This window comes from Pseudomonas fluorescens (genome assembly GCF_902498065.1).
In the GTDB taxonomy this organism is placed as follows: Bacteria; Pseudomonadota; Gammaproteobacteria; order Pseudomonadales; family Pseudomonadaceae; genus Aquipseudomonas; species Aquipseudomonas fluorescens_BJ.
In genome coordinates this window covers 186,179-211,298 of the sequence record NZ_CABVIR010000010.1, presented here as the reverse complement: position 1 = coordinate 211,298, position 25,120 = coordinate 186,179, and the positions used below count along the sequence as shown (strand labels likewise).

At 58.2% G+C, this 25,120-nt stretch carries 21 protein-coding genes and 4 tRNA genes; 7 read left to right on the top strand and 18 right to left on the bottom strand.

The features are described from left to right. The 6 genes from F8N43_RS27570 to F8N43_RS27545 all read right to left on the bottom strand — a co-directional run. A partial coding sequence (locus F8N43_RS27570) for a hypothetical protein (protein ID WP_150654630.1) occupies positions 1-246 on the bottom strand: 246 nt, incomplete at its 3' end. A gap of 241 nt (positions 247-487) precedes the next feature. Then, positions 488-892 (bottom strand): sel1 repeat family protein, encoded by a 405-nt coding sequence (locus F8N43_RS27565; protein ID WP_150631665.1) that lies wholly within the window; start codon positions 890-892, stop codon positions 488-490. After that, entirely contained in the window at positions 893-1,264 is a 372-nt protein-coding gene (locus F8N43_RS27560) for a hypothetical protein (protein WP_003223109.1), read from the bottom strand. Continuing rightward, positions 1,261-1,602 (bottom strand): helix-turn-helix domain-containing protein, encoded by a 342-nt coding sequence (locus F8N43_RS27555; RefSeq protein WP_150631666.1) that lies wholly within the window; start codon positions 1,600-1,602, stop codon positions 1,261-1,263. The genes F8N43_RS27560 and F8N43_RS27555 overlap by 4 nt, the downstream gene beginning before the upstream one ends. 113 nt (positions 1,603-1,715) lie before the next feature. Then, entirely contained in the window at positions 1,716-2,171 is a 456-nt protein-coding gene (locus F8N43_RS27550) for a YkvA family protein (protein WP_150631667.1), read from the bottom strand. Between the two features lie 293 nt (positions 2,172-2,464). After that, on the bottom strand, positions 2,465-3,181 hold the full coding sequence (locus tag F8N43_RS27545; RefSeq protein WP_150631668.1) for an FKBP-type peptidyl-prolyl cis-trans isomerase: 717 nt from the start codon (positions 3,179-3,181) through the stop codon (positions 2,465-2,467). Positions 3,182-3,441: 260 nt separating this feature from the next. On the opposite strand from F8N43_RS27545, the gene F8N43_RS27540 reads away from it, so the two are divergent. Further along, positions 3,442-5,259, top strand: coding sequence for a di-heme-cytochrome C peroxidase (locus tag F8N43_RS27540; protein ID WP_412071007.1), 1,818 nt, complete (start codon positions 3,442-3,444; stop codon positions 5,257-5,259). Further along, positions 5,256-6,425, top strand: coding sequence for a catalase family protein (locus F8N43_RS27535; protein ID WP_150654629.1), 1,170 nt, complete (start codon positions 5,256-5,258; stop codon positions 6,423-6,425). Before F8N43_RS27540 ends, F8N43_RS27535 begins: the two co-directional genes overlap by 4 nt. A 144-nt stretch (positions 6,426-6,569) precedes the next feature. Here the strand turns inward: F8N43_RS27535 and F8N43_RS27530 are convergent. From F8N43_RS27530 to F8N43_RS27515, 4 genes are all read right to left on the bottom strand, one after another. Continuing rightward, positions 6,570-6,646: transfer RNA gene (locus tag F8N43_RS27530), tRNA-Asp, on the bottom strand. A gap of 19 nt (positions 6,647-6,665) precedes the next feature. Beyond that, a tRNA-Val gene (locus F8N43_RS27525) sits at positions 6,666-6,741 on the bottom strand. A gap of 188 nt (positions 6,742-6,929) precedes the next feature. Then, a tRNA-Asp gene (locus F8N43_RS27520) sits at positions 6,930-7,006 on the bottom strand. Between the two features lie 19 nt (positions 7,007-7,025). Then, positions 7,026-7,101 (bottom strand) — tRNA-Val (locus F8N43_RS27515). A 160-nt stretch (positions 7,102-7,261) separates the two neighbouring features. Between F8N43_RS27515 and rdgC the strand changes: the two genes are divergently transcribed. The 3 genes from rdgC (at position 7,262) to sugE (ending at position 9,728) form a co-directional block, all read left to right on the top strand. Next, the gene (gene rdgC / locus F8N43_RS27510; protein WP_008035659.1) at positions 7,262-8,182 is read left to right on the top strand and encodes a recombination-associated protein RdgC; all 921 of its coding nucleotides are present in this window, start codon (positions 7,262-7,264) and stop codon (positions 8,180-8,182) included. A 146-nt stretch (positions 8,183-8,328) separates the two neighbouring features. Continuing rightward, complete coding sequence (locus tag F8N43_RS27500; protein WP_150654627.1) at positions 8,329-9,294, top strand: bile acid:sodium symporter family protein; 966 nt, start codon at positions 8,329-8,331, stop codon at positions 9,292-9,294. A 119-nt stretch (positions 9,295-9,413) separates the two neighbouring features. Further along, positions 9,414-9,728 (top strand): quaternary ammonium compound efflux SMR transporter SugE, encoded by a 315-nt coding sequence (sugE, locus tag F8N43_RS27495; protein WP_010456757.1) that lies wholly within the window; start codon positions 9,414-9,416, stop codon positions 9,726-9,728. Positions 9,729-9,801: 73 nt separating this feature from the next. Here sugE and F8N43_RS27490 read toward each other — a convergent pair whose 3' ends face one another. Together F8N43_RS27490 and F8N43_RS27485 are read right to left on the bottom strand one after the other, a co-directional pair. Then, positions 9,802-10,563, bottom strand: a complete 762-nt coding sequence (locus F8N43_RS27490; RefSeq protein ID WP_412071759.1) for a TenA family transcriptional regulator — start codon at positions 10,561-10,563, stop codon at positions 9,802-9,804. A 78-nt stretch (positions 10,564-10,641) separates the two neighbouring features. Next, positions 10,642-13,101 carry an EAL domain-containing protein gene (locus F8N43_RS27485; RefSeq protein WP_150654626.1) on the bottom strand — a complete coding sequence of 820 codons (2,460 nt, stop codon included), beginning with the start codon at positions 13,099-13,101 and terminating at the stop codon, positions 10,642-10,644. Positions 13,102-13,445: 344 nt separating this feature from the next. Here F8N43_RS27485 and F8N43_RS27480 point away from each other — a divergent pair, with 344 nt between their 5' ends. Beyond that, positions 13,446-18,032 (top strand): deaminase domain-containing protein, encoded by a 4,587-nt coding sequence (locus tag F8N43_RS27480; RefSeq protein ID WP_150654631.1) that lies wholly within the window; start codon positions 13,446-13,448, stop codon positions 18,030-18,032. Between the two features lies 1 nt (position 18,033). On the opposite strand, the gene F8N43_RS27475 is transcribed toward F8N43_RS27480, so the two are convergent. The 5 genes from F8N43_RS27475 to F8N43_RS27455 all read right to left on the bottom strand — a co-directional run bounded on the left by F8N43_RS27475 (position 18,034) and on the right by F8N43_RS27455 (position 22,363). Continuing rightward, on the bottom strand, positions 18,034-19,851 hold the full coding sequence (locus tag F8N43_RS27475; RefSeq protein ID WP_150654625.1) for an ABC transporter ATP-binding protein: 1,818 nt from the start codon (positions 19,849-19,851) through the stop codon (positions 18,034-18,036). After that, a complete protein-coding gene (locus tag F8N43_RS27470) occupies positions 19,844-20,482 on the bottom strand; it encodes a DsbA family protein (protein ID WP_150654624.1) in 639 nt (212 codons plus the stop codon). The genes F8N43_RS27475 and F8N43_RS27470 overlap by 8 nt, the downstream gene beginning before the upstream one ends. 3 nt (positions 20,483-20,485) lie before the next feature. Continuing rightward, positions 20,486-21,427: a rhodanese-related sulfurtransferase gene (locus F8N43_RS27465; protein ID WP_008035679.1), complete on the bottom strand. Its 942-nt coding sequence runs from the start codon at positions 21,425-21,427 to the stop codon at positions 20,486-20,488. A 102-nt stretch (positions 21,428-21,529) separates the two neighbouring features. Beyond that, positions 21,530-21,829 carry a BolA family protein gene (locus tag F8N43_RS27460; protein ID WP_150631676.1) on the bottom strand — a complete coding sequence of 100 codons (300 nt, stop codon included), beginning with the start codon at positions 21,827-21,829 and terminating at the stop codon, positions 21,530-21,532. A 12-nt stretch (positions 21,830-21,841) separates the two neighbouring features. Continuing rightward, complete coding sequence (locus F8N43_RS27455; RefSeq protein ID WP_150631677.1) at positions 21,842-22,363, bottom strand: DUF2059 domain-containing protein; 522 nt, start codon at positions 22,361-22,363, stop codon at positions 21,842-21,844. Between the two features lie 192 nt (positions 22,364-22,555). On the opposite strand from F8N43_RS27455, the gene F8N43_RS27450 reads away from it, so the two are divergent. After that, positions 22,556-23,950, top strand: a complete 1,395-nt coding sequence (locus F8N43_RS27450) for a class II fumarate hydratase (RefSeq protein WP_150636000.1) — start codon at positions 22,556-22,558, stop codon at positions 23,948-23,950. 104 nt (positions 23,951-24,054) lie between these two features. On the opposite strand, the gene F8N43_RS27445 is transcribed toward F8N43_RS27450, so the two are convergent. Then, positions 24,055-25,014 carry a DMT family transporter gene (locus tag F8N43_RS27445; RefSeq protein WP_150631679.1) on the bottom strand — a complete coding sequence of 320 codons (960 nt, stop codon included), beginning with the start codon at positions 25,012-25,014 and terminating at the stop codon, positions 24,055-24,057. Between the last annotated feature and the right edge of the window lie 106 nt (positions 25,015-25,120).

Genomic DNA, 25,120 nt, shown 5'->3' with positions numbered 1-25,120 from the left:
CTCCAGAGTTCCGTTCGCAGGACACCGCGCAAAACCCGAGAAAAAATCATCGTCGCGACTACTCACCGCGGTCGTCGAATCGCCAAGCTTTATCAGCCGCTCCATGTCCAACAGCGAAGGCATGTCCGTGGCGCGACTGACCGTGTCCGCCGCTCGGTTGAACCAACGCTTCAGCTGTTCGCGGTACAGGGACAAGGTGTCCGGAAAGCTGTCGAGTTCCCGCTCGATACGGTCGATGTGCTCCATCAACCCACCGCGCGGCATGAAGTGAAGCGAAAAATCGGGTCGATCATGAGCAATCCCTCGCGCAGAAAATGGGCGCGCGAGACTTTGCGGGGGATCAGTCCAGAAAGAAGTCAGGAAAGTAGGGTGTGGCTGTAGGGCAAATCTCTAAATATTGATCACCGAAAAACACGCAGGCAAAAACGCAAACGTGGCGAGAGGTTTCCCTCACGCCACGTTCGTTTATCGGACAACTGTGGGGTTATTACTCAGACCCGCGAGACACCAACTCTTTGAGTTTGATCTCGGCCAACGGATGTCCTGCTTCTGCAGCCATCGCCCAAAACCGAGCCGCCTCATCCGGATCCGGCGCTTTGCTCGCCGTCCCTGCCAGGCAGATCACGCCCACCTGATACGCCGCCTTGCCATCGCCCGCCAACGCCGCCAGACGCAACAATCGGACACCTTCCTCACGTGCCCCAAGGCCAACGCCGCGAAAGGTCAGGATATGGCCATAGAAGCTCTGGGCACCAACATCACCCAGGTTAGCCATGCGCGCGAACTGGCCCTCGAGCCATTTCCAGCCACGGGGCTGGCGCACAAACCATGACCAGTGAAACAGCCTGCGGGCCAACCAGTAAGAGGCCCGTGCCTTGAGTCGTAAAAACACTCAGGCTTCCGCCGATTCGGGGTATTCGTATTCGAAGACTCGCACCACTTCCGAGGCATGCCACGAGGCGGCGGCGACGCCATCGGACGGACCGGAGAAACGCCCCAGGCGCTCGACACATTCAAAGAAACCGGTGCGCGGCAGGCGACTCGCGCCCTGGCTGATCACCAGCGAGCTGCGCAGTGGCTGCTCGGCCTTGGCGTCCAGTGCGGCCAAGTGTTCAAGGGCCGCGGTCAGGGTCTGCATGGCCGGCGTCGGCAATTGCAGACGCTCCAGCAACGCGCGGTAAGTCAGCAGATGACGCTGGCGGCGCGCCTGATCCAGCTCACCCAGCAACCCATCCCAATGTTGACGACTGATGCGTACGCTCACGATTCATCCCTCCACCCTGGCACCGTCAATTCCCAGGCCAGGCTGCGGCGAATCGCTGCGTCGGGTTGACGCTCGCCACTTTCGATCAAGGCCAGATAAGACGGGCTGATGCCTACCGTGCGGGCCAGCGCCTCGATGGCGATGCCCTTCCCTTCGCGCAAACTGCGTAGTTGATCCAGACCCGGAAGAATCTGGTCTGGTGTTGCCGCGTGACGCTCCGGGGCGACCCGCGACGGTTGTTGATCGATACCTGCTGCTTTGAGTAGAGCCTGATACTGAGCCCACGGAACAACCGCATACTCGGGCTCGCCTTCGCGTGTGATTATCTGAATATCCATGACTTCCCCGTAGGACAACGACACTTAGCGAGTCGGCGCTTTTCCTTAGAAGTGTAATCCTAACAGCGGCCAAGGTCGCGGGGGCATGAATATAGGGATGATCCTGAATCGACTCAGCTATTTTTCGGACCCTGCAGCTGAAGTTGCTCCGGGGTAGCGGGCAAACGCTCGACCACCGCGAGCTTCTCCGGCAACTGGCGGTTGCGCCAGGCCCGGAAGGCGTTGAGTTCGTCGTCGAGGACCTTCATCAGCCAGGCCAGCACGGCGATGTCATCGAGCATGCCGAACACCGGAATGAAATCAGGAATAGCATCCACCGGGCTCAGGAAGTACATCAGACCTGCCACCACCGAGATCAGCGCTTTAGGGCTGATGGCCCGATATTCACCGCGCCAGTAAGCCAGGCACAGCGCCTGCAACAAACGCAGGTCATCTTTGAGCTTGCCCAAACGGTTACCCTGGCTGGCACCTTTGCTGGCCACCGCGAACAGCAGCGTCGGCAATCGTCCACGGGCGAGCAGGCGTCCGGCCAATGGCAGGAAACGAGCAAAATTCCAAGGCGTTTTCATCTTTCCTCCCGCTGAAATGTTATCCACACAAATTGTGGATAACCTTGTGAACAGACCTGCATTTCACCGCTGAAAGCCCCGTTTCATAAGGGCTCAACTCAGATCGGGCGTTTTTTACTCACATAAAAAAACCCAAGATTTCATTGACTTGGCGCTCCGGCGCCGCTAGCGCAGGCGCTCTCAATGGCTATGACTCCTGCCTGCAACATCCGTTCGCTTTGTTTACCCTTGCCGGACGCCAGATGCAACAACGCCCCGCATAGGCGAGGCGTTGTTGTCAGGACAGGCGCTAATTACTTGGCAGCGTCGTCTTGTTTTGCCGGATCCTTGATTGCCAGCAACTCCAGCTCGAAAACCAGCACCGAGTTGGCTGGAATCGCCGGGCTTGGGCTTTGGGCGCCGTAAGCCAGTTCGCTAGGGATGTACAGTTTGTACTTCTCGCCAACGTGCATCAGTTGCAGGCCTTCGACCCAACCCGGGATCACGCCGCTGACCGGCAGATCGATCGGGCTGCCGCGCTCGACGGAGCTGTCGAAGACGGTGCCGTTTGTCAGGGTGCCGGTGTAGTGAACAGTCACTACGTCAGTCGGCTTGGGCTGTGCGCCGTCGGCTTTCTTGACCACTTCATACTGCAGGCCCGAAGCAGTGGTGGTAACACCGGCTTTCTTGGCGTTGTCTTCGAGGAACTTCTTGCCGGCGGCTGCCGACTCTTCACTCATTTTGGCCATACGTTCTTCAGCACGTTTCTGCAGTGCCGCGAAGGCTTCGACCAATTCGTCATCCTTCAGCTTCTGTTCTTTCTTGCCGACGGCATCTTCAATGCCCTGGGCAACGGCTTTGGAGTCCAGATCATCCATGCCTTCCTGAGCCAGGCTCTTGCCCATGTTCAGGCCAATCCCGTAGGAAGCTTTTTGCGCCGGGGTTTTCAGCTCTACGCTGGTCTGCGAGTCACAACCCGCAAGTACCAGGCTAACCAGGGCCACCGCCGCCGCCAACCGATGCTGTTTCATGCTATTTCCTTGTTCATGCGCCTAAAGGGCAATCGAGTAAAGCCGCGAGCTTATCAGGCGGCCACGACCAATGGCTACCGGCATGAGAGCAGGAAACTTCTGATAAGTTCAGGTGTTTTAACGCATTTCCGGAATCGGGTGATGAAGCTTCTGTCATCTTCGCCTCACCGACACAACTGACCTGTCCCACAATACTTGGCGTAATGGCTACTTGCCGCACGTTTGCAGCTCAGGCATAAGAGAGCGACAAATCGACAAGGATGTTTATCTTGGGCCTCTTTTATCGCTTGCTGGTTCTGATCGTTGCGTTGCTGGGCCTGTGCCTGGCCGTGATTCTGTATTACGTCGCCAACCCGAAACTGCCGACCTGGACGCCCGCGCAGCAGGTGCATTACCTGGAGCAGTGGAGCGCAACGGACCGCCAGACCTATTACTTCACGCCCCAAGGCACTCAAGTCAAAGGCTTGCGCTACGACTGGTTCACCGCGCTCGAACTGCCTTTTTCGCAACAGCGGTTCGCCGCTCCGGAATACCTCGCGCGCTTCGGTTTTCTGGTCGATCCCGCGCAGAAAGCCACGCCCAATAACCCCGGCAACCTGCCCGTGGGCTTTGCCCGCCATCAAAACCCAGGCAACCCGGACCAGTTTCTGGACATCACCTGTGCCGCCTGCCACACCGGCGAGTTGCGTTTCAACGGCCAGGCTATCCGCATCGATGGCGGTTCGGCGCAGCATGTCTTGCCTTCCAGCGTTCCTACACTGCGCGGTGGCAGTTTCGGACAGGCACTGGTCGCCAGTCTCGCTTCGACTTACTACAACCCATGGAAATTCGAGCGTTTCGCTCGCAACGTGCTGGGCCAGGACTACGACGCCCGGCATCAACAACTGCGCAAAGACTTCAAGACCTCTCTCGACACCTTCCTGAAAGTCGCCTGGAACGACACTCACCGTGGGCTCTACCCTACCGAGGAAGGCCCTGGCCGTACCGATGCGTTCGGGCGTATTGCCAACGCCAGTTTTGGTGACGCGATATCACCCACCAACTATCGGGTAGCCAACGCGCCTGTCGATTATCCACAACTGTGGGACATGTGGACCTTCGATTGGGTGCAGTGGAACGGTTCGGCACAGCAGCCGATGGCTCGCAACATCGGCGAGGCCCTGGGGGTAGGCGCCACGCTGAGTTTCTTCGACAGCAATGGGCAGCCACTCAAGGGCGACTATCGCTACCCGTCCAGCGTCCGGGTGCGCGACTTACACCAGATCGAAGAAACCCTGCAGCGACTCAAACCGCCGGCCTGGCCGGAAGATCTGCTCGGAGCCATCGACAAACCGCTCGCGGCCAAGGGCCGAGCGCTGTTTACGGAAAACTGCGCGGGCTGCCACGTCCCACGGACAACCCAGGAAGGCGAGCGTTGGGTGCAGCAGTTACACATGCTGCCCGTCGACGTCATCGGCACCGATCCAACTGCAGCGAACAACATTGCCAGCCACCGTTTCGACCTGACCGCGCTGCAATGGGACCCGACGGAGTTGGCACAGATGGACGTGAAGCTGCACCCGACACCGGAAGAACCGCTGGACCTGAGTCAGCTTTCGGTGGCCAAGGGGCTGGCCTACGTCACGGCTTTCGTCGAGGACAGGGCTTACCGGGAGGCCAAGGTCACAGCAGTGGAGAAACCCCGGCTCGACGGCTTCGGCCTGCCGATCGGCGTTCGTGAAAAGGTCGCCTACAAGGCTCGGCCGTTGGCCGGCGTTTGGGCGACAGCGCCGTTCCTGCACAACGGATCGGTGCCGAGCATTTATCAATTGCTCTCGCCCCAATACGAACGCGCGGCCACCTTCTATAAAGGCACATTCGAGTACGACCCAAAACATCTGGGCTATCGCACCGAAGCCTTCACCAACGGCTTCCTGTTCGATACACGCCTTACCGGCAACCACAACAGTGGCCATGAGTTCCGCGCCGGTAAACACGGCAACGGGGTGATTGGCCGACTCCTGCAACCCGAGGAACGCTGGGCGTTGCTGGAGTACCTGAAAGTGCTGGGCGGCCCGCTGGAGGCGCAATTACCATGATCATGACCACCTTCAAGAAGGATTTGCCGATGCTCGCCCGGTTCTGGTTGTGGCTGGGCCGCCTGCTTGGCAAAACCCTGCTGATTCTGCTGTGCATCGGTTTGCTCGGCTGGGCACTGGCCACTGCCTGGTTTGCCTGGCAGCACCGTGGACCGGTCTCGGCACTGGAGCAGATTCCGGATGGCGAGGCCGCCATGACCCAGGATGTGATCCAGACCGCCGTGCGGATTGTCGATCAACACCGCGAAAGCACCCGTTATCTACGTGATGCCCATGCCAAGGCCCATGGCTGCGTGAAGGCCGAGGTGCAGGTGTTGCCGGATCTCGCGGCAGAGTTGCGTCAAGGTGTGTTCAGTGAGCCGGGCAAGACCTGGCAAGCGACGTTGCGCCTGTCCAACGGCAATGCTTACCCGCAATTCGACAGCATCCGCGATGCACGGGGCATGGCGATCAAACTGCTCGATGTGCCAGGCAAACAACTGCTCAGCGATCAACAGCGTCGCGGCGAGCAGGACTTCGTGATGTTCAGCCATCCAAACTTCTTTGTCAGCGATGTCGCCGAGTATCGTCAGAATGTCGCCGCTCAGGCTGACGGAAAAAAGGTAATGGCGTTCTTTCCGGGCTGGGATCCACGCACCTGGCAGGTTCGTCATCTGTTTATCGCCTTGGCGACGCTTTCTCCGCCACCACCGAGCCCGACCCAAACGACGTACTTTTCGGTTTCGCCCTACAAATTCGGTGAGGCCAATGCCAAGTTTCGGGTCATGCCCGCCCCGGCCAATTGCCCGGCCTACGCCCTGCCCGCGCAAAACCAGAAGTTACCGAACTTTCTGCGCAATGCGCTGAACCAGCAGCTGTCGACCGACCGTGCGCCCGCCTGTTTTGTACTGCAAATCCAGCAGCAAGATGCAGACAAGTACATGCCGATCGAAGACACCAGTGTTGAATGGAGGGAAAGCGACGCGCCTTTCCAGACAGTGGCGCGGATCAACGTACCCGCTCAGGACTTCGACACGCCAGCGCTGAACCTGCAATGCGACAACCAGTCATTCAATCCATGGTTCGGAGTGGAGGCCCATCGCCCGATTGGCGGCATCAACCGCTTGCGCAAAGCTGTTTACGAGGCAGTCAGCGATTACCGGCACAGCAGAAACGCCGAACAGTAAGCAGGCACAAACGAAAAAAGCGACCCGAAGGTCGCTTTTTCAGTAGGAGCCAGCAAAAAAGCCAAACCCCAGACAGCAAAAAGCCCGCTTAAAGCGGGCTTTTTCCGTGGTGACCTGGCGTTCAGCGTTCCAGGTTACCGAATATGGCGCAGCGGACGGGACTCGAACCCGCGACCCCCGGCGTGACAGGCCGGTATTCTAACCGACTGAACTACCGCTGCGCGTAGCGTTGAAAGTAAATGGTGGGTGATGACGGGATCGAACCGCCGACATTCTGCTTGTAAGGCAGACGCTCTCCCAGCTGAGCTAATCACCCTTTACCTTCGTTGCGGGGCGCATTGTGCCACAGATTTTCATAAAGTGTTGATTTAATTGATAAATAATTCAAAAAAATCTGAAAACCAGTGAAACGACGCATCCTGCAGGAACTTCAGGCAGAAAAAAACCCGCGTTAGCGGGCTTTTCCGTGGTGACCTGGCGTTCAGCGTTCCAGGTTACCGAATATGGCGCAGCGGACGGGACTCGAACCCGCGACCCCCGGCGTGACAGGCCGGTATTCTAACCGACTGAACTACCGCTGCGCGTAACACTTGAAGCGAATGGTGGGTGATGACGGGATCGAACCGCCGACATTCTGCTTGTAAGGCAGACGCTCTCCCAGCTGAGCTAATCACCCTTCACTTTCGGTGTGGCGCGCATTCTACGGAGCGACCTCACCTCTGGCAAGCACTTTTTTAAATAATTTTTTCAGGCCTTCCAAAGGCTTAGAGAAGGGTTGGCCTATGGCGCCACGAAGAGAATAATGCCCCACTTTGTATAAAGGAGAGACTCGCCCCATGTGGTTCAAAAACCTGCTTATCTATCGCCTGACCCAAGATCTGCCTTTTGATGCCGAGGCGTTGGAAACTGCACTGGCCACCAAACTGGCGCGTTCATGTGCAAGCCAGGAGTTGACCACCTACGGTTTCGTCGCGCCCTTCGGCAAGGGCGAAGATGCACCACTGGTGCACGTCAGCGGCGACTTCCTGCTGATCTCCGCGCGTAAAGAAGAACGCATTCTGCCCGGCAGCGTCGTGCGCGACGCCGTGAAGGAAAAGGTCGAAGAGATCGAAGCCGAACAAATGCGCAAGGTCTACAAAAAGGAACGCGACCAGATCAAGGATGAAATCATCCAGGCCTTCCTGCCGCGCGCCTTTATCCGTCGTTCGTCGACCTTCGCTGCCATCGCGCCGAAACAAGGTCTGATTCTGGTCAACTCGGCCAGCCCGAAACGTGCCGAAGACCTGCTGTCGACCCTGCGTGAAGTGATCGGCACCCTGCCGGTACGTCCGTTGACCGTGAAAATGTCCCCGACCGCCACCATGACGGAATGGGTCACCACCCAGAAAGCCGCGGATGACTTCTTTGTGCTGGACGAGTGCGAGCTGCGCGACACCCACGAAGACGGCGGTATCGTGCGTTGCAAGCGTCAGGACCTGACCAGCGAAGAAATCCAGTTGCACCTGAGCACCGGCAAAGTGGTCACTCAGCTGTCGCTGGCCTGGCAGGACAAGCTGTCCTTCGTCCTCGATGACAAGATGGTGGTCAAACGCCTGAAGTTCGAAGACCTGCTGCAGGATCAGGCGGAACAGGACGGCGGCGAAGAGGCCCTCGGCCAGCTGGATGCCAGTTTCACCCTGATGATGCTGACTTTCGGCGACTTCCTCCCGGCGCTGGTTGAAGCGCTGGGCGGTGAAGAGACTCCGCAAGGGATCTAACAACAGGTGATACCCATTGTGGGAGCGAGCCTGCTCGCGAAAGCGGAGTGTCAGACGACATAAGTGTTGAATGATGAACCGCCTTCACGAGCAGGCTCGCTCCCACAGTGGTTTTTGCAGTGCTACTTAATAATAAGGATCAGGCCATGCGTGCACTGGCTGCATTGAGCCGCTTTGTCGGCAACACCTTCGCTTACTGGGTTCTGATTTTCGCCGTCGTGGCCTTCATGCAACCGGCGTGGTTCATCGGCCTGAAAGGCGCCATCGTCCCCTTGCTGGGGCTGGTGATGTTCGGCATGGGCCTGACCCTCAAACTCGAAGATTTCGCTGAAGTCGCCCGCCATCCGTGGCGCGTGGCGCTGGGCGTCGTTGCGCATTTTGTGATCATGCCCGGTGTGGCGTGGCTGCTCTGCCAGGTGTTCCACTTGCCGCCGGAAATTGCCGTCGGCGTCATTCTTGTCGGCTGCTGCCCGAGCGGCACCTCCTCGAACGTGATGACCTGGCTCGCCCGCGGGGATCTGGCGCTGTCGGTGGCCATCGCCGCCGTCACCACCCTCCTCGCTCCGCTGCTGACCCCGGCGTTGATCTGGTTGCTGGCTTCGGCCTGGTTGCCGGTGTCATTCATGGAGCTGTTCTGGTCGATCCTGCAGGTGGTGCTGCTGCCCATCGTGCTCGGCGTGGTCGCTCAGCGCCTGCTAGGCGACCGGGTTCGCCACGCGGTGGACGTGTTGCCGCTGGTTTCCGTGGTCAGCATCGTGATCATCGTCACCGCTGTCGTCGCTGCCAGCCAGGCGAAAATAGCCGAGTCCGGCCTGCTGATCATGGCCGTGGTGATGCTGCACAACAGCTTTGGCTACTTGCTCGGGTACTTCACCGGACGGCTGTTCAAGCTGCCCCTGGCTCAGCGTAAATCCCTGGCGCTGGAAGTCGGCATGCAAAACTCCGGTTTGGGCGCCGCGCTGGCCAGTGCTCACTTCTCGCCGCTGGCGGCGGTGCCGAGCGCGTTGTTCAGTGTGTGGCACAACATTTCCGGAGCGCTGCTCTCGACGTATTTCCGCCGGATGAGTGAGAAAGAAGATCGGGAAACGGCGGCTCGGCAAGTGACTGAATAAGCGCCAAACTTGATCCCCGGGTTAATGATGGGCACCATACGGCGCAACGTGAGGACGACCTCGCGGCTCGATCGAGTCATTAATCTGGGGACGACCCCGTCAATCGATGGAGGTCTCTCATGTCCTGGATCATTCTGTTTTTCGCCGGCCTGTTCGAAGTGGGCTGGGCTGTCGGGCTGAAATACACCGATGGTTTCAGCCGTCCTCTCCCTACTGCGTTGACGGTTGCCGCGATGGCCATCAGCCTTGGCCTGCTCGGCCTGGCGATGAAGGAATTGCCCTTGGGCACGGCCTATGCGATCTGGACCGGCGTCGGTGCCGTCGGCACGGTCATCGCCGGGATCATCCTGTTTGGTGAGTCCATGGCACTGTTCAGGCTGGCCAGCGTGGCATTGATCATTGCCGGACTGATTGGACTGAAAGTCAGCGCCTGAGGGCTTGCGACCAATACGACAAAGCCCGCCCCTCGACAGAGGGCGCGGGCTTTTTCAATGGTTGTACGACAGATCAGCTTTCGGCCAATGCCCTGCGCTCACGCGCGACCGGAGCCTTTGCCGAATGCTCAAGCTGGATGCAACGCTCCAGGAACAGGAACATGTAGTCGTAGCTTTTGCACACGGCCGCGCGCAATTCAGCCTGCAGTGACGTGCTCGGGTTCAGCCCCGCCAACGTGCAGATGATTTCCAGCGCTTCCCATGGATGGGCGTCATCATACTGGGCATGCATCTTCAGCCACTTCATGGCTCGCTTGCGATCTTCTTCGGGGAACGATGCCGCGTAGAGGCCATTGGAACAGACCAGCGCCGACCATTCACCTGTCGCGCCTTCAATGGCGTAGTTGGTGGCAGCAATGGCCACGATCAGCGAATCCGCCGAACTGGTGTGCCAGCACCAATGGCTCAAGGCGTGAAGTTCAGGGGCCACCTTTTGCGCCTGCAGATCTTCCAGGCTGACGCCATGCGCACGGCTCCAGTGCACCCAGTAATCGGCATGGTTCAATTCCACACGAATGTTGCGCATCAACCATCGTCGCGCCATGTCCTCGCCGGGATGGCGGGCAAAACGGGTCTTGGTGAGGTTCTGTGCCATATATAACGCGAATTGTTCAACCACGGGCCAACCACCAATGAGGTAGTTGCGCATGGTCTTTGCGCTGAGTTTGTTGTCTCGCATGCGCCTGTACAATTCGTGTTCGACAACCCGGCGTTTACTCTCGCTGCAGTCCTGGATCAATTGCTGAGCCCAGGCGGGATAACTTGCAGCTTCCATGAGGGGGCCGGTTCGGTTGAATGTGTCGATCACTGTCGGGTTCCTTTTGATTGTGATTGTAAGGATCAGCAAGAGATTTCAACGGAACGTGCCAGGCGCCTTGAACAACAACGGCTGAGGCCTGGCAGGACGACTTTGTAAACTATCGCAGGTAAACAGATGCGGGCGCTCAATCACATACCCTTGAGCGTAATCCACCCCGATCTCCAGCAATGCCTGCTCAATCTGGGGTGTTTCAACAAACTCGGCAATCGTACGCTTACCCATTACATGACCGATGTGATTGATCACTTCGACCATGGCGCGGTTAATCGGGTCGTCCAGCATATCCTTTACGAAACTCCCGTCGATCTTCAGGAAGTCTACAGGCAAATGTTTCAAATAGGCGAATGAGGACATACCGGCGCAAAAGTCGTCCAACGAAAAGTGACAACCTAAGCCTTTGAGTTCATTAATAAATCTAATTGCACTTCCAAGATTGGAAATAGCACTGGTTTCAGTGATTTCAAAACAAATCATTTCAGGAGGTATGGAATAAGTAACGAACTGTTGACGCAGGAAGTCCAGGAACGCCTCATCTCCGATAGTTGTGCCTGACAGATTAATCGCACACATCGCCAACGGCTCTTTGTGTTTCTCCGATATACATTGGGCAATGATCTTGAAAACATTCTGCACAACCCAGCGATCAAGCGAAGTCATCAACCCATAACGTTCCGCCGCCGGAATAAAACTGTCGGGCAATATCATGCGCCCGGCTTCGTCATGCAGGCGCAGCAGGATTTCTATATGCCCGCCCCCCTGTTCGACATGACCCAATGCTGCGATTTCCTGGGCATACAGACAAAAGCGGTCCTCTTCCAGCGCCATGTGCAAGCGCTGCACCCACGCCATTTCGCCAAAGCGCAGGGACAGTTCCGAGTCATCGGCGTGATAGACCTGAACCCGGTTGCGGCCCTTTTCCTTGGCCATGTAGCAGGCCATGTCGGCGGCGCGCAGCGATGTTTCGAGGGTGGTCGGGTGCTGATTGATATGCACCAGCCCGATGCTCACAGTGGTCACGAACGGCCGGCCTTTCCAAACGAAGTGCAGGTTCTGCACGGTCAGGCGCAGACCCTCGGCGATTTTCTCCGCGGCTTCCGGCGCACAGTTCTCCAGCAGGATGCCAAATTCGTCGCCGCCCAGACGGGCTAGGGTATCGCTTTCGCGCAAGCCCGATTGCAGCAACGCGCAGATATGCCGCAACAACTCGTCTCCCGCCGCGTGGCCGCAGGTATCGTTGACGAGCTTGAACTGGTCCAGGTCGAGAAACATCAGGGCATGACGCCCCGGATGCCGCGTCAGGTTGTGCAGCGCCTGTTCCAGGCGATATTCGAATTCGCGGCGATTGGCGAGCCCGGTCAAGGCGTCATGGGTGGCCTGCCAGGACAAATTGGCAATGTATTGCCGCTCCTGGGTCATGTCGTGCAACACCAGCACGGTGCCGCTGACCTTGCCGGCATTGCGGATAGGTGCACCGACCAGCGTGACCGAAACCGTGCTGCCATCCAGCCGTTGAATCAACTTGGAATGCTCGCTGCCACCGCTGAGCTGACCGCTCAGGATGTGCTCGATCAGCGTAAAGCCGTCGGCCTGGGCGTTCTCGTCCAGCAGATTGAACAGCGCAGCCAGGGGCAAACCTGTCGCCTGCTCGGCCTTCCAGTGCGTCAACGCCTCGGCGGCCGGGTTCATGTAGGCAATTGCGCCGTCGACATTGGTGGTAATCACACCATCGCCAATCGATTGCAGGGTGATCTGTGCTCGCTCCTTCTCCAACTGCAACGCGTCAGCGAACGCATGACGCTGTTTGAGCAGTTTGTGCGTGCGCATCAGGGCCAGGACAATCAAGCCCAGAGCGGTGGCGAGGTTGATCACCAGCAACAGCCGCAGGATCCTCCGCGAGCCTTCACCCAAGGCATCGCTGAAGGCCTTCGCTGCCGGTGTCACACTTTCGTTGATGACGAATATCTGATCTTTCCAGCGCTTGATATCGGCATCGGTGGCCTGGCCGGTGGCGATGCGCTGATGCATCTCCCGCGCAATGTCATCGAGTTGCACCATATACGCGTCGCCCACCCTCCAGAGGTCAATGGCCTTCTGGTGGTAACTGAAGTGCCTGAAATTCAGGTACAGCCAGATCACACTATTGACGTCATCCGGGTGGTTGCCGCCCTTGAGGACCGCCACGCGCGCGGCTTCGATATTCGGCGGCTGACCATCCAGCGCCACCCGCAACTCATGCCCCCCCTGAGGCACGGCAATCGCGTTCCGGTATTTGTTGAATATCGTCTCGTCGTGACTGTCGGCGTAGAGATTGAGGTAATAGATGGCGTCTTTCTGGCCTTTGGACCAGAGGCTTTCACCGGCGACATAGCCGCGCACTGCCGAAAGTACATAAAGGCTGACGCCGCCCAGCAAGGCCTGAAACAGCACGACGGCGATAAATGGCCAGACAATGCCCAACAACCGTGGCGTTCCGAGAGTCCGCGTTCGATTCATGAGGTCCCTTGTTTTAGCACTGCCCGATCATCATCCAACGTGATCGCTACAGCTAGACTAGGGTGCGTTTTCGATCCCGGCAAGCGAGAAGCCCTTTCTATGGGCAAGTGCAGGTAAATAACTGTTTTCAGAGAGAGATGTGGACACACCACGCACGACAGTTCCCCGAAAAAAACGCCACCCCATAACTATGTACCGCTCCTTCTTGCTCATTTTCTCTTGAAATCGGACCACGGCTGCATTGCGTTGAGCGATGCGCCAATCCACTGACACTCAAGAGAAGCTCCCTAATGCCAACAGACACTTTAAGCGCGACACCGCCCTCCACACTCTCACATGCTCAGATGTACAGAGGCCAGTTAGAAGATTACGAACTCATGCTGACGGCAATGCGCGACGTCAATCTGCATAACTCAATACCGATTCGACCTTTTTCACCGCTACATAGAGTGAGCGAGGACGGGTACAACGCGCTGTGGCAATTACTGCGCGATAACGACTACATAGCGATGTGTACAAAGCTCAAACTTCAGCACTTTGATCTTTACGTTAGCTTCAATGAAGGCAACTTTATCTATCAAGCCTGGGATACCGACGGCAACCGAGTTTCTTTGGCATTGACGGAGTTTTCAAAATGGCAGGTGCTGAAGACCCGGATCGAACAGGCCGCGACGTTACTGGGAGGAGCGATACACTCTAACCGCTACATCAGCATGGAGAGGATATGCCAGTTTTACGGGCTTGCCCCGTGGAGGCGCCTACATCCGCAGGAACATCCGGGCGCTATTGCAGCCCTTCAAGAAAAAATCGCCAGCCATCGCTTGAGGCTGGAAGACGATTTCGAAGCGCTCGATCTGAAGCGCCCGCCCACAGAACGGGAGCGGGAAAAATTTCAGCTTCTCCAACACGCATTTCCTGACACTCCACTCGATGCGCAATTACTCCATAACGACCAGGTTCGCGCCGAAATAATCGATGCGGTCAATCTGTTTTTGCCTGAGGACGAACCGTTACTACTGCACTATCTCGCCAAAAGCATTCTTTCCTCGGAAACGATCGGGCAAGTCCGCGCGACACCGGCTGTTTATCTGGAAAAAATCCTGCAAAGCCCTGAGGCCGAAAAGCTGGCCGACATTTTACTGAGCACAATGAAGTGGTACGGCGGGAATGCGGACGAGGAGACCTCTCCTTTCATCCGGACCAGACTGGTCGCCAACGCGCTGCAGTATTGGCTTTCTGCACAGACTTTGGACAACCCCGACCTGATCGCCGGTTATGACCTGCAGTCCCGCTCCAATTGGGGAAAGGGATACAAGGCTATCCGCAACGAATTTGAAACCCATTTGCGCACTGCAAAATTGGCAGCCACGGTGAAAGAAGCAATCGTCATGGCCCAGCTTTTTTTGCCCCGGTTTCCGATCGAGTTTCGCATCAGGGATATTCCGGAAGATCTCGCCTATCGGAGTTCGGTCGTCTGGGTCAATTTCGTCAATGGCGTCAATTTCGTAAACGCCGTCTCACCTGAATTGCTGTACAGGCTGAGTTTCCAGCAGTTGGTCAACGTGCCCATGCACCGGGCCGAAGTGGCAACGACGGAAGAATTGAACCTCATCAATCTCACCAGGCTGCTTCCAACGCTGGATTGGGCCGTCACACTTGGTTTCCTTGCGCAAAAAAACCTCAAGGACTACACGCAAGCCGACATCGAACGCGCCTGCTCCGAACTGGAAAAACACTCGAAAGAGGTCAATCAAGCGGTTCTGCACATCAATGAAGAGCCCCCCAAACGCCTGTCCATTGCCAAGGCTAAAATAAAAACGCTGTTCGGAAATGAAGCCTTCACTACCGATGGACGCAAACTGGCCAGGTATGACGAGTTGGCTTCGATCGGCTTTCGCGACCCACCGCCACTGCGGGGCAAGGAATACAAGTATTACTCGTTCGCCGATGTGTTGGCGTCCGGCATGTTCGACGATCAGCAACGATGGTTTGTGACTGAGGCCGACGGCGTGACCTTAAGCAAACAATGGATCAGGATGGACGAGGACCGGCATGTAAAAACCGAAAGACCGTGGCCAGCTCCCGGATTCAACTGGGAAGGCCGTCAGCTAGTCCTGTCGCCGTGGACCAAAATCCCCGATGCCCCTGCGCTGTTTGACGATGCCTTCAAGCAGCATCTGGAAACAATTACGGCGGCCTATCAAACATTGATTGTCACGCTATTGACCTCACTTCCGTACGCCGACCGCCTGGCGCTGGAGGTGGGCGAAGTGAAGATTTACAGCCTGCGCAAGGAAACCAAGAAAGTCGCGGCCAAGGACGAGACGCCCGAAATAACCTTGCCGCTCAGAGCGCGCAACGGCGTGATACTGCAAGCGATTCAAACAAAAGTAGCCATCGGGGATGAAGCCGCGGTTTCCGTGACCACCTTTTACGAGCTTCTCCCCAGAGCCGGTGTGATACGTCGTCTCGAAAACTTTGATGCGGCGTTGTTGACTCCCCGGATCGGGGCAATGGCAACCGCTTCCAATGGTGCCTATGTAAATGTCATCCGCGACAGGCATTTACCCTTCGATTGGGACGCGCACTCAAACGGCACCCCGCCCAAGGCTACGGCTTTCTGTGAGGCCATCATCGATCAACTGCCACCGGCGCTCAACGCAGTTTCCGAAGTCACCGAAAATCATCAACGCGCCCCGTTGACCCTGTCTTCCAGCCGTTCAGTGGCTATCAGTCGACACATAGCCACCGAACTCCTGTTCGTTGACCCGCAAGAGTTGCGCACCTTTGCGAAGGGTCAGACCAAGTTTGAACTCGAAGAAGCTCAACGCAGAAAGACATTGATGATCGCAAAGATGTTTGTACCGTTCTGGGGTCCTGTCGAAGACGTGATGTCAGGCGATAAGAACCGCATCGCGTTGGGGATAGCCGGCCTGTTTTTCGACGTGATTTCGTTCGTGATCCCCATTGGCAAATTCGCCACGGGTTCGATAAGACTGATCAACAACGCAGGCCGGCTGGCCACGCGCGCAACGCTTCCTTCATTCACCACACTGACAAAAACGCTGCTGGTATCGACGTTGCGAGAGTTGAACCCGCTTGAGATTATTCCCGCGCTGCTCAAGGGATTGGGCAAATCGGTGCGATACATTTATAAAGCCGTCACGTTCAGATTCAACGAACTCGTGGGGAAAGTCCGCTACTACGAGTACGTGCGCAGCTTGCCTCAGTTGAGCGACGCCGGACGCTGGAAGCCTGCAACGCAGTTTGATCAGTTAGCCAGCATTAAAGGCCTGCACGATGTGCCAATACGCAACATCGGCACCACTGGCAAGACGGACTTGCGCTTGGTCGATCCTTTATCCTCAAAGCCGTACGGCCCTTCGTTAAACACCCGCGCCAGTGATTTCTCGCCTGGGCAATCGCACTACAGCACCCTGGAAAGCCGCAACCAGCAATCGGTTGTGGAGGTATCCAAGACTCGCCACGTACACGAAGTGCTTGAAGTGGACGGCCGCACCACGCTGTTCATCGATGACGTGCCGTACCGATTGAAGGGCGACACACTGCACCGTGCGGACTTGATTGACCCGAGCGATTCGTTGAAGTCTATACCTTGCCGACCGCGACGCGCCCCGGGAGACGTGTGCACGACCCGCTATGTGATGCGAGACCCGGCCCCGACACCCGCGGTGGGCACGTTCGATGAAACCAAGGGCTGGGCCACCTGGTTCGGCGACAGCATCTATACACCAGGCGCTGCCGGCGTCCCCCTGAAAAGGGCTTCGTTGGCCACTCACACAACACTCGACGCGACGATGGAGTTCCGTAAGGGCATGTACGGGCGGGTCAAAGTCAGCGTCACGGAAAAGGGTGTAACCGATACCTTCCACGCCGGAGCCATCATCGCCGATTCGATCGACGGATCGAAACGGTATGTTTTCACACGTCTTGATGCAGGGGATTTTTACGTTGCCGAGCTGGCGAAAGGACAAAGCCTGCGTGACTCACTGGTCTTCAAGCAAGCGTCAACCTTGCCCACCGAACTGCGGCGCGAATTGATGGTGGTGTACACCGGTTCGTTGAATGCCAACAACATGGCGAGGATTTATGGTGTGGATGTGGTTGAACGCGCGCTAAAAACGATGGAAGAGATCGCCATACGGATAGGTGGCCATGCCAACCCACCCGATACGCTCAGATTGATCAAGGTCGATACCAGCCCAGGCGAAGCGGTCCTGTTCGATCACTCGACTCGAATGATCGTCACCCGTCTGCCAGACAGTGCGAAAAACTGGTCACGCAGCAAGGAGGCACCGGAAGTGTTCCGCCAGAAGACGGTGGAAATTTTCGATACGTTGTTCGTTGAATCGATCATCAAACCGAAGAATGTGGACAGCGCCCTGCGGATCGACAGAACGATGAAAAAGCTTCAGAACTTGATCCCTGAAAGCGAGCGCACTCATAACGCGAGAAACATCGCGTACGCCGAAGTAACCACTGCTGCGGGGAAGCGGGAGGTTTATGTCAGCGTTTCAGGTGCGCAAGGACTTACCGGAGAACTACCGCTGTTCAAGCCTCCGTTCGCCCCGGATGAAGTCATCATCAACGGGACCACCTACTTCAATATCGACGTAGGCCAGACATTTACCAGGACGGCGTTGAACGTCACAAACGAAGGAAAGGTACTGGCCATTCCGCACACGATAAAGGACATTGACACCTACAACCCGACGATGACCAGCCGCCCGACCTCTTTGGACAGCGAGTCCAAGCTGATCAACGCACTCCGACAAAAATACCCGGATCGCGAAATGATCACCTCGATCAACGTGGCCACGACCATGCCGCCCTGCAACAGCTGTTCTGTCGTGATGAAAGAGTTCGGCTATGACGGTACGGCGGGTACTCTGGAGGTTCTGTGGCAGTGACTTACAACTGCTGAAAATGCCCATAAAGCTTGGCGTATAAACCACCGTCAGCAATCAGTTGCTGATGGTCGCCATCCTCGGCAATCTGCCCGCCATCGAACACCAGCACCCGATCCGCCTGCTTCACCGCCGACAAACGGTGCGCAATGATCAGGGTGGTGCGGTGACTCAGGAACCGCGCCAATGCCTGGTGCAGGTTGTATTCGGTGGCGGCATCCAGTGCTGAAGTGGCCTCGTCGAGGATTACCACTTTCGGTTCGGCCAGCACCATTCGGGCGATTGCCAGACGTTGGCGCTGACCGCCGGACAAGCGCACGCCGGACCGCCCGACGATACTGTCCAGGCCGTTGGGCAATTCCCGAACCGTGTTGTGCAGTTGCGCAATTTCCAGTGCCTGCCAGCAGGCTTCGTCGCTGCGCTCACGGCCCATGGTGAGGTTGGCGCGGATGGTGTCGTTGAACAGCGCCGGGTGTTGCAGGACCACGGCGACGTTTTCCCGCACCGTTTCCAGACCGATATCCTGTTGGGTCGAACCGCCGAAGCGGATCGTCCCGGCCAGCGGTGTATACAGGCCCAGCAGCAACTGCACCAAGGTACTTTTGCCACCGCCGCTGGAGCCGACAATCGCGACTTTTTCACCGGGAGCGATCGACAGGTTCATCTGGTTCAACACCAGCTCGTCGCCGTAACCGAAACTTAATCCCTGGACTTCAATACCTACGGTTTCGCGACCGTTGAACGGGTCGACCCCGCCCGGGTATTCCGGCTCATCGGCACGGGCCAACAGTTCGTTGATCCGCGACAGCGCGCCACCCGCCGCGTAGTAGGCGTATTGCAGATTCAGCAGCTGTTCCACCGGACCGATCATGAACCACAGGTAGCTGAACACCGCGAGCATCTGGCCGATGGACAGGTCGGAGAACAACACCGTGAGCATGGCGGCGGCACGAAAAATATCGATGCCGAACTGGAACAGCAAACCGCTGGCCCGGTTCGAGGCATCGGTTTTCCACTGCGAAGTCACCGCGTAATCGCGTACTTCCCGCGCCCGCTGGCCGAGTCGCCCGAGGAAAAAGCCCTGGCGGTTGCCGGCGCGCACCTCCTGGATGGAATCGAGGGTTTCGGTGAGTGCCTGGGTGAAGCGCGAGGTGCTGTCGTTCTCGAGTTTCTTCAGGTGTTTGACCCGCTTGCCCAGCAGCACCGTGGCATAGATCACCAGCGGATTGAACAGCATGATCAACAGCGCCAGCTTCCAGTGCATCCAGATCAGAATGCTCGCCGTACCGACCAGGGTCAGCATGGCGACGAGGAAACGGCTAAGGGTTTCGCCGACGAATTTGTCCACGGTATCCAGGTCGGTGACCAGGTGCGTGGTGACCGTGCCGCTGCCCAGGCTTTCGTATTCGCCCAGCGAGATGCGCTTGAGACGTTCGATCAACCGTATGCGGATGCGGTAGACGATGTCTTTGGCCAATGCCGCGAACAACTTTGCCTGCACCACGTTGAACAGCAAGGCACCGCAGCGCAGCAACAAGGTCACCAGCAGCATCAGGCCGATGTACCCCGCCGCTTTCTGCCAGCCTTCGGGCAGTGCGTGGTTCATGACTTTCAGCGCGGCGTCGCCATGGCCCAGCAGCACCTCGTCCACCAGCAACGGCAGCAGCAAGGGAATCGGCACGCTGCACAAGGTCGCCAGCACAGCCACGCCGTTGGCGATCCACAGGGCTTTCTTGTGATGCAGGGCCAGGCGGCGGATTTCCGCCCAGCTCAGACGGTCGACACGTGCAGCGGTTGGAGCGTCGTCGGGCAGATCATGCACAGGCAGCGCGCTCCAGCCAGCGGCCGAGCAGCGGTGACAGTACGCTGAGAGGCTGATAGCCGTTGGTCAGCAACGCCAATTGACCCTCACGTTCAGCCAGCAAGGTGGGGAAACCGGCGATGCCGAGGTCCTGTACCCAGGTGAAATCAGCCGCTGTCGCAACATGTTGATCGGCGCGGTCGAACGCGGCCGCGAACTCGATGCGCGGCAGACCGGCCTGCTCTGCCAGTTCCACCAGCACACTGGCGTGGGTGACATCACGACCTTCTGCGTAAAACGCATGCTGGATCAGACCGAGCAGTTTCCATGCGCAATCCGGCGCCAGGCCGCGCGCCGTCACCAACGCCCGACAGGCGGGCTCGGTGTCGTAGACAAAACCGTCAGGCAACGCACCCTCTTGCTTGAACGGCTGGCCGGTGGCCTCGGTGACCGCTTGCCAATGTTCAAGAATGTAGCGCCGGGTGGTCGGCTCCAGCGCCGAACCACTGCCGGTGCGCAAGCCGCCCACTACCAGATGCACGTCCACACCCACCGCCTTCGCCTGTTCGACCAGCGCATTGGCCACCGGCGCAAAGCCCCAGCACCAGGAACACATCGGATCCATCACATAGAGCAGGCGGCGTACAGACATGGTTCAAGCCTCGGAAGGGGTTTGCTTGTAGTTGTAGCCGATCGGGTGAGGCATGTTGCGAGCCTTGGCCAGTTCGATCTGCTTTTGCCGATCGATGGCGCTGCGACGGGTTTTCTCGCTCAGCTTATCCCAGCAATGCGGACAGCTGATGCCCGCCACGTAGTGCTCGGACGCACGGTCTTCGACACTAACCGGTGTACGACAGGCATGACATTGATCGTAGTCACCTTCGCTGAGGTCATGACGCACCGTCACGCGGTTATCGAAGACGAAGCAGTCACCCTGCCATTTGGTTTCTTCCTGCGGCACCTCTTCGAGGTACTTCAGAATGCCGCCCTTGAGGTGATAGACCTCGTCGAAACCCTGGCTGAGCATGTAGCTCGAGGCCTTTTCACAACGAATGCCGCCGGTGCAGAACATCGCGACTTTCTTGTGCACGGCCGGGTCGAAGTTGGCTTTGATGTAATCGGGGAATTCACGAAAACTGGTGGTCTTCGGATCGATGGCGCCTTCGAAAGTGCCGATCGAGACTTCGTAGTCGTTACGGGTGTCGATCAACAGCACTTCCGGATCGCTGATCAGCGCGTTCCAGTTCTCTGGATCAACGTAGGTGCCGACCTTTTTGTTCGGGTCCACCCCTTCGACGCCGAGGGTGACGATTTCTTTCTTGAGTTTGACTTTGGTGCGATAGAACGGCTGGTCGTCGCAGTACGACTCTTTGTGGTCGATGTCGTCCATGCGCGGGTCGTTCTTGAGCCAGGCCATCAGCCCGTCGATGCCTTCGCGGCTGCCGGAGACGGTGCCGTTGATGCCTTCTTCGGCGATCAGCAGCGTGCCTTTGATGCCGTTGTCGACCATCGCCTGCAGCAGGGGCTCTCGCAGGTCGACGTAGTTTTCCAGGGTGACGAACTTATACAGTGCCGCCACGACAATCTGTTGTGTCATGGGTGATTCTCCAGGTGGCTACCCTCGTAAGGGGTGAACCGGATGCGAAAAAAAACGCGCCGGGTAAGCGGCGCGTTGCGGATTCTAGCAAAAAACCGAGGGTTAATGCTTGCTGCCGCCAGCACAGGTCGGCGAGGCCGGAGCCGCGTCAATCTGTGCCCATTCCTCAGGCGTGTAGGTATGCAGCGCCAACGCATGAAACTCGCCCATCAGCTCGCCGAGCGTGCCGTAGACTTTCTGGTGACGCTTGACGCGATTGAGCCCTTCGAATTGCTGGCTGACCACCACGGCCTTGTAATGGGTCTGCACCCCACGGCTGTGCATGTGGCTTTCGTCCAGCACTTGAAGATACTCGGGTTGTAACAGGCCCAGTGTCGATTCGATGCGTTGTTGCATGGTCATACCCGGCTCCGCTTAAGGCTTTTTCTTGGCAGGAGCGGCGCCTTTAGGCTCCAGCTCGGCTGTCATGTCAGCCAGCAGTTTGTTGACCACAGGCACGGCGCTTTCCAGCTTGGCTTGAGTCATCTGGGCCGATTGCTGAGTCAGCTGCGGCATTTTTTCCAGGACTTTCTTGCCCAGTGGCGACTGGTAGAACGCAACCAGGTCCTTGAGCTCGGATTCGCTGAAGTTGGTGGTGTACAGCTTGACCATGTCCGGCTTGAGCTTGTTCCAGCCAATGGCTTGGTCCAGAGCAGCGTTGGCTTTGGCCTGGTAGGTTTCCAGCAAGGCTTTTTTCGATTCAGGGGCTTTGGTTTGTTCAAAGCGCTGAGCGAACATTTGCTGCACTTGCATGTACACCGGAGTACCCAATTTGTCAGCGTGCGCCAGGGTCAGGAAAGCTTCGGCACTGGCGTTGTGGCTGGCGGTATCGGCAAAAACAGGGCCGCTGGCGCAAACCAGTGCAACCGCGGTACAGATGGCACGAAGACGAGTCATCGAGTTTCCTTTTCTAGCAGGCGAGGTAAAACCCCAAGGGCGACCATTCTGCGCCTAAAAAAGTGTGTCGCTCAACCCCAAGCCTTGTCGGGCCTGAATTAGAGGGGTTGAATGGTCAAAATACTGACCGATGGAACCACGGCCGGCGATCACGGCCTAAACTGCGCTATCAGACTGACAGGAGTGTGCATGATGAGCCGTATAGAGACCGACAGCCTTGGCGAGGTGGAAGTGCCGGATGAGGCCTACTGGGGTGCTCAGACGCAACGCTCGCTGATTAACTTCGCTATCGGCAACGAGCGTATGCCGCTGGCGGTGCTGCATGGGCTGGCGCTGATCAAGAAAGCCGCGGCGCGGGTCAATGACCGCAACGGCGACCTGCCCGCCGACATCGCCCGGTTGATCGAACAGGCCGCCGACGAAGTGCTCGACGGCAGCCACGACGACCAGTTTCCGCTGGTGGTGTGGCAGACCGGCAGCGGCACCCAGAGCAACATGAACGTCAACGAAGTGATTGCCGGGCGGGCCAACGAACTGGCTGGCAACCTGCGAGGCGGCAAGTCGCCGGTGCACCCCAACGATCACGTCAACCGCTCCCAGAGCTCCAACGACTGCTTCCCCACCGCGATGCACATCGCTGCGGTCCAGGCTGTGCAACAGCATTTGCTGCCGGCGATCAACGAGCTGTCGGGAGGTTTGGCCGAGTTGTCCGCGCGGCACATGAAACTGGTGAAGACCGGCCGCACCCACATGATGGATGCGACACCGATCACCTTCGGCCAGGAACTCTCGGCGTTCATCGCGCAACTGGACTACGCCGAGCGGGCGATCCGCAGCGCCCTGCCCGCCGTGTGTGAACTGGCTCAGGGCGGCACCGCGGTCGGCACCGGACTGAACTCACCGCACGGTTTTGGCGAAGCGATCGCCTCCGAGCTGGCCGCGCTCTCCGGTCTGCCGTTTGTCACCGCACCCAACAAGTTCGCCGCACTGGCGGGCCACGAGCCGCTGACCACGTTGTCCGGCGCGCTGAAAACCCTGGCCGTGACCCTGATGAAAATCGCCAACGACCTGCGCCTGCTGGGCTCCGGGCCGCGTGCCGGTTTTGCCGAAGTGAAACTGCCGGCCAACGAACCCGGCAGCTCGATCATGCCCGGCAAGGTCAACCCGACCCAGTGCGAAGCGCTGTCGATGCTGGCGTGTCAGGTGCTGGGCAACGACGTGGCCATCGGCTTCGCCGCGAGTCAGGGCCATCTGCAACTGAACGTGTTCAAACCGGTGATCATCCACAACCTGCTGCAATCGATACGCTTGCTGGGCGATGGCTGCAGCAACTTCCAGCAGCATTGCATCGCCGGCCTGGAGCCGGACGCGGAGAAAATGGCTGAGCATCTGGAACGTGGATTGATGCTGGTGACCGCGCTGAACCCGCATATCGGGTATGACAAGTCGGCGGAGATTGCCAAGAAAGCCTATGCCGAGGGGCTGACCTTGCGGGAGGCGGCGTTGCAGTTGGGGTATCTGACCGATGAACAGTTTGATGCGTGGGTGAGGCCGGAGAATATGCTGGAGGCCGGGGCCAAGGGTTAAGATTTTGGGCGGCCTTTAGTCAGTCATCGCGAGCAGGCTCGCTCCCACAGTTGACCGAGTACTCCTGTGGGAGCGAGCCTGCTCGCGATGAGCGATAACGCGGTCTAACTGGCCGCCATCCGAACCTTGCGCGCCTTGAGCCCCGCAATCAACGACGGCCCCAACGCCACCAGCGCCGACCCCAATACCACCAGTACCGCCCCGCCATACCCCAGACCATTGATCGTCTCGGCATGCACATACTCAGGCCACAACCAGGCGGCCATGGCCACCGCCGCGAACGTCACCAACGGCGTGATCGCCAGCGTCGCACTCACCCGCGAGGCTTCCCAGTGCGCCAGCGCTTCGGCAAACGCGCCATACGCAATCAGGGTGTTCATGCAGCACGCCAGCAACAGCCAGCCTTGCAGCGGACTCAGTTGCAGCGCTTCCAGCGGATGCACCCACGGCGTCAGCAGCAACCCGCAGAACAGGTAAATCACCATCATTACCTGCAACGAATTCCACACCGTCAGCAATTGCTTCTGCCCAAGGGCGTAGAAGGTCCAGACCGTGGACGCCAACAACACCAGGAGCACGCCCGCCGTGTAGTCGGTCAGCGAAGTGAGCAACTCAGCCAGACGCTGGTTGAAAAACAGTCCGAAACCAATCAGCAACACCAGCAGGCCAATCCCCTGCCCCACGCTGAAGCGCTCCTTGAACACAAACAGGCTGGCGATCAGCAACATGATCGGGCCCATCTGCACCACCAGTTGCGCGGTGCCGGGGCTGAGCAGGTTCAGGCCCATCAAATACAGGACGTAGTTGCCCACCAGACCGAGCACCGCCATCAACACCAGCCAGCCACCGCGCGGCCCGAGCACTTTGCGGCTCGGCAGGCGTTTGGTGGCTGCCAGGTAAATGAACAGGCACCCGCCGGACACCATCAGCCGAAACCAGGTCACCGTGACCGGGTCCATCACCAGCAGCACTTGCTTGAGTTTGATCGGCAGGATTCCCCACAACAACGCGGTCAACAAGGCCAGGAACAGGCCGTAAACCCAGCGACCCGATGAAATGTGCATGCGTACCTCAAAGCCCGATGGCAAGAGCCGTCATTCTAGGCTCAGCGCGGCCTGGCACACAGGGACAGTTGGCTACCGGACGCAAATGAAACTGTGCGGGTCGCAG

Coding starts and splice junctions, on each gene's coding strand:
- F8N43_RS27540 (WP_412071007.1), top strand. CDS start 3,442: ATGTTTATCTTGGGCCTCTTTTATCGCTTGCTGGTTCTGATCGTTGCG.
- F8N43_RS27480 (WP_150654631.1), top strand. CDS start 13,446: ATGTACAGAGGCCAGTTAGAAGATTACGAACTCATGCTGACGGCAATG.
- F8N43_RS27445 (WP_150631679.1), bottom strand. CDS start 25,014: ATGCACATTTCATCGGGTCGCTGGGTTTACGGCCTGTTCCTGGCCTTG.
- F8N43_RS27550 (WP_150631667.1), bottom strand. CDS start 2,171: ATGAAAACGCCTTGGAATTTTGCTCGTTTCCTGCCATTGGCCGGACGC.
- F8N43_RS27460 (WP_150631676.1), bottom strand. CDS start 21,829: ATGACCATGCAACAACGCATCGAATCGACACTGGGCCTGTTACAACCC.
- F8N43_RS27555 (WP_150631666.1), bottom strand. CDS start 1,602: ATGGATATTCAGATAATCACACGCGAAGGCGAGCCCGAGTATGCGGTT.
- F8N43_RS27450 (WP_150636000.1), top strand. CDS start 22,556: ATGAGCCGTATAGAGACCGACAGCCTTGGCGAGGTGGAAGTGCCGGAT.
- F8N43_RS27470 (WP_150654624.1), bottom strand. CDS start 20,482: ATGTCTGTACGCCGCCTGCTCTATGTGATGGATCCGATGTGTTCCTGG.
- F8N43_RS27455 (WP_150631677.1), bottom strand. CDS start 22,363: ATGACTCGTCTTCGTGCCATCTGTACCGCGGTTGCACTGGTTTGCGCC.
- F8N43_RS27545 (WP_150631668.1), bottom strand. CDS start 3,181: ATGAAACAGCATCGGTTGGCGGCGGCGGTGGCCCTGGTTAGCCTGGTA.
- sugE (WP_010456757.1), top strand. CDS start 9,414: ATGTCCTGGATCATTCTGTTTTTCGCCGGCCTGTTCGAAGTGGGCTGG.
- F8N43_RS27535 (WP_150654629.1), top strand. CDS start 5,256: ATGATCATGACCACCTTCAAGAAGGATTTGCCGATGCTCGCCCGGTTC.
- rdgC (WP_008035659.1), top strand. CDS start 7,262: ATGTGGTTCAAAAACCTGCTTATCTATCGCCTGACCCAAGATCTGCCT.
- F8N43_RS27490 (WP_412071759.1), bottom strand. CDS start 10,563: ATGGAAGCTGCAAGTTATCCCGCCTGGGCTCAGCAATTGATCCAGGAC.
- F8N43_RS27500 (WP_150654627.1), top strand. CDS start 8,329: ATGCGTGCACTGGCTGCATTGAGCCGCTTTGTCGGCAACACCTTCGCT.
- F8N43_RS27485 (WP_150654626.1), bottom strand. CDS start 13,101: ATGAATCGAACGCGGACTCTCGGAACGCCACGGTTGTTGGGCATTGTC.
- F8N43_RS27465 (WP_008035679.1), bottom strand. CDS start 21,427: ATGACACAACAGATTGTCGTGGCGGCACTGTATAAGTTCGTCACCCTG.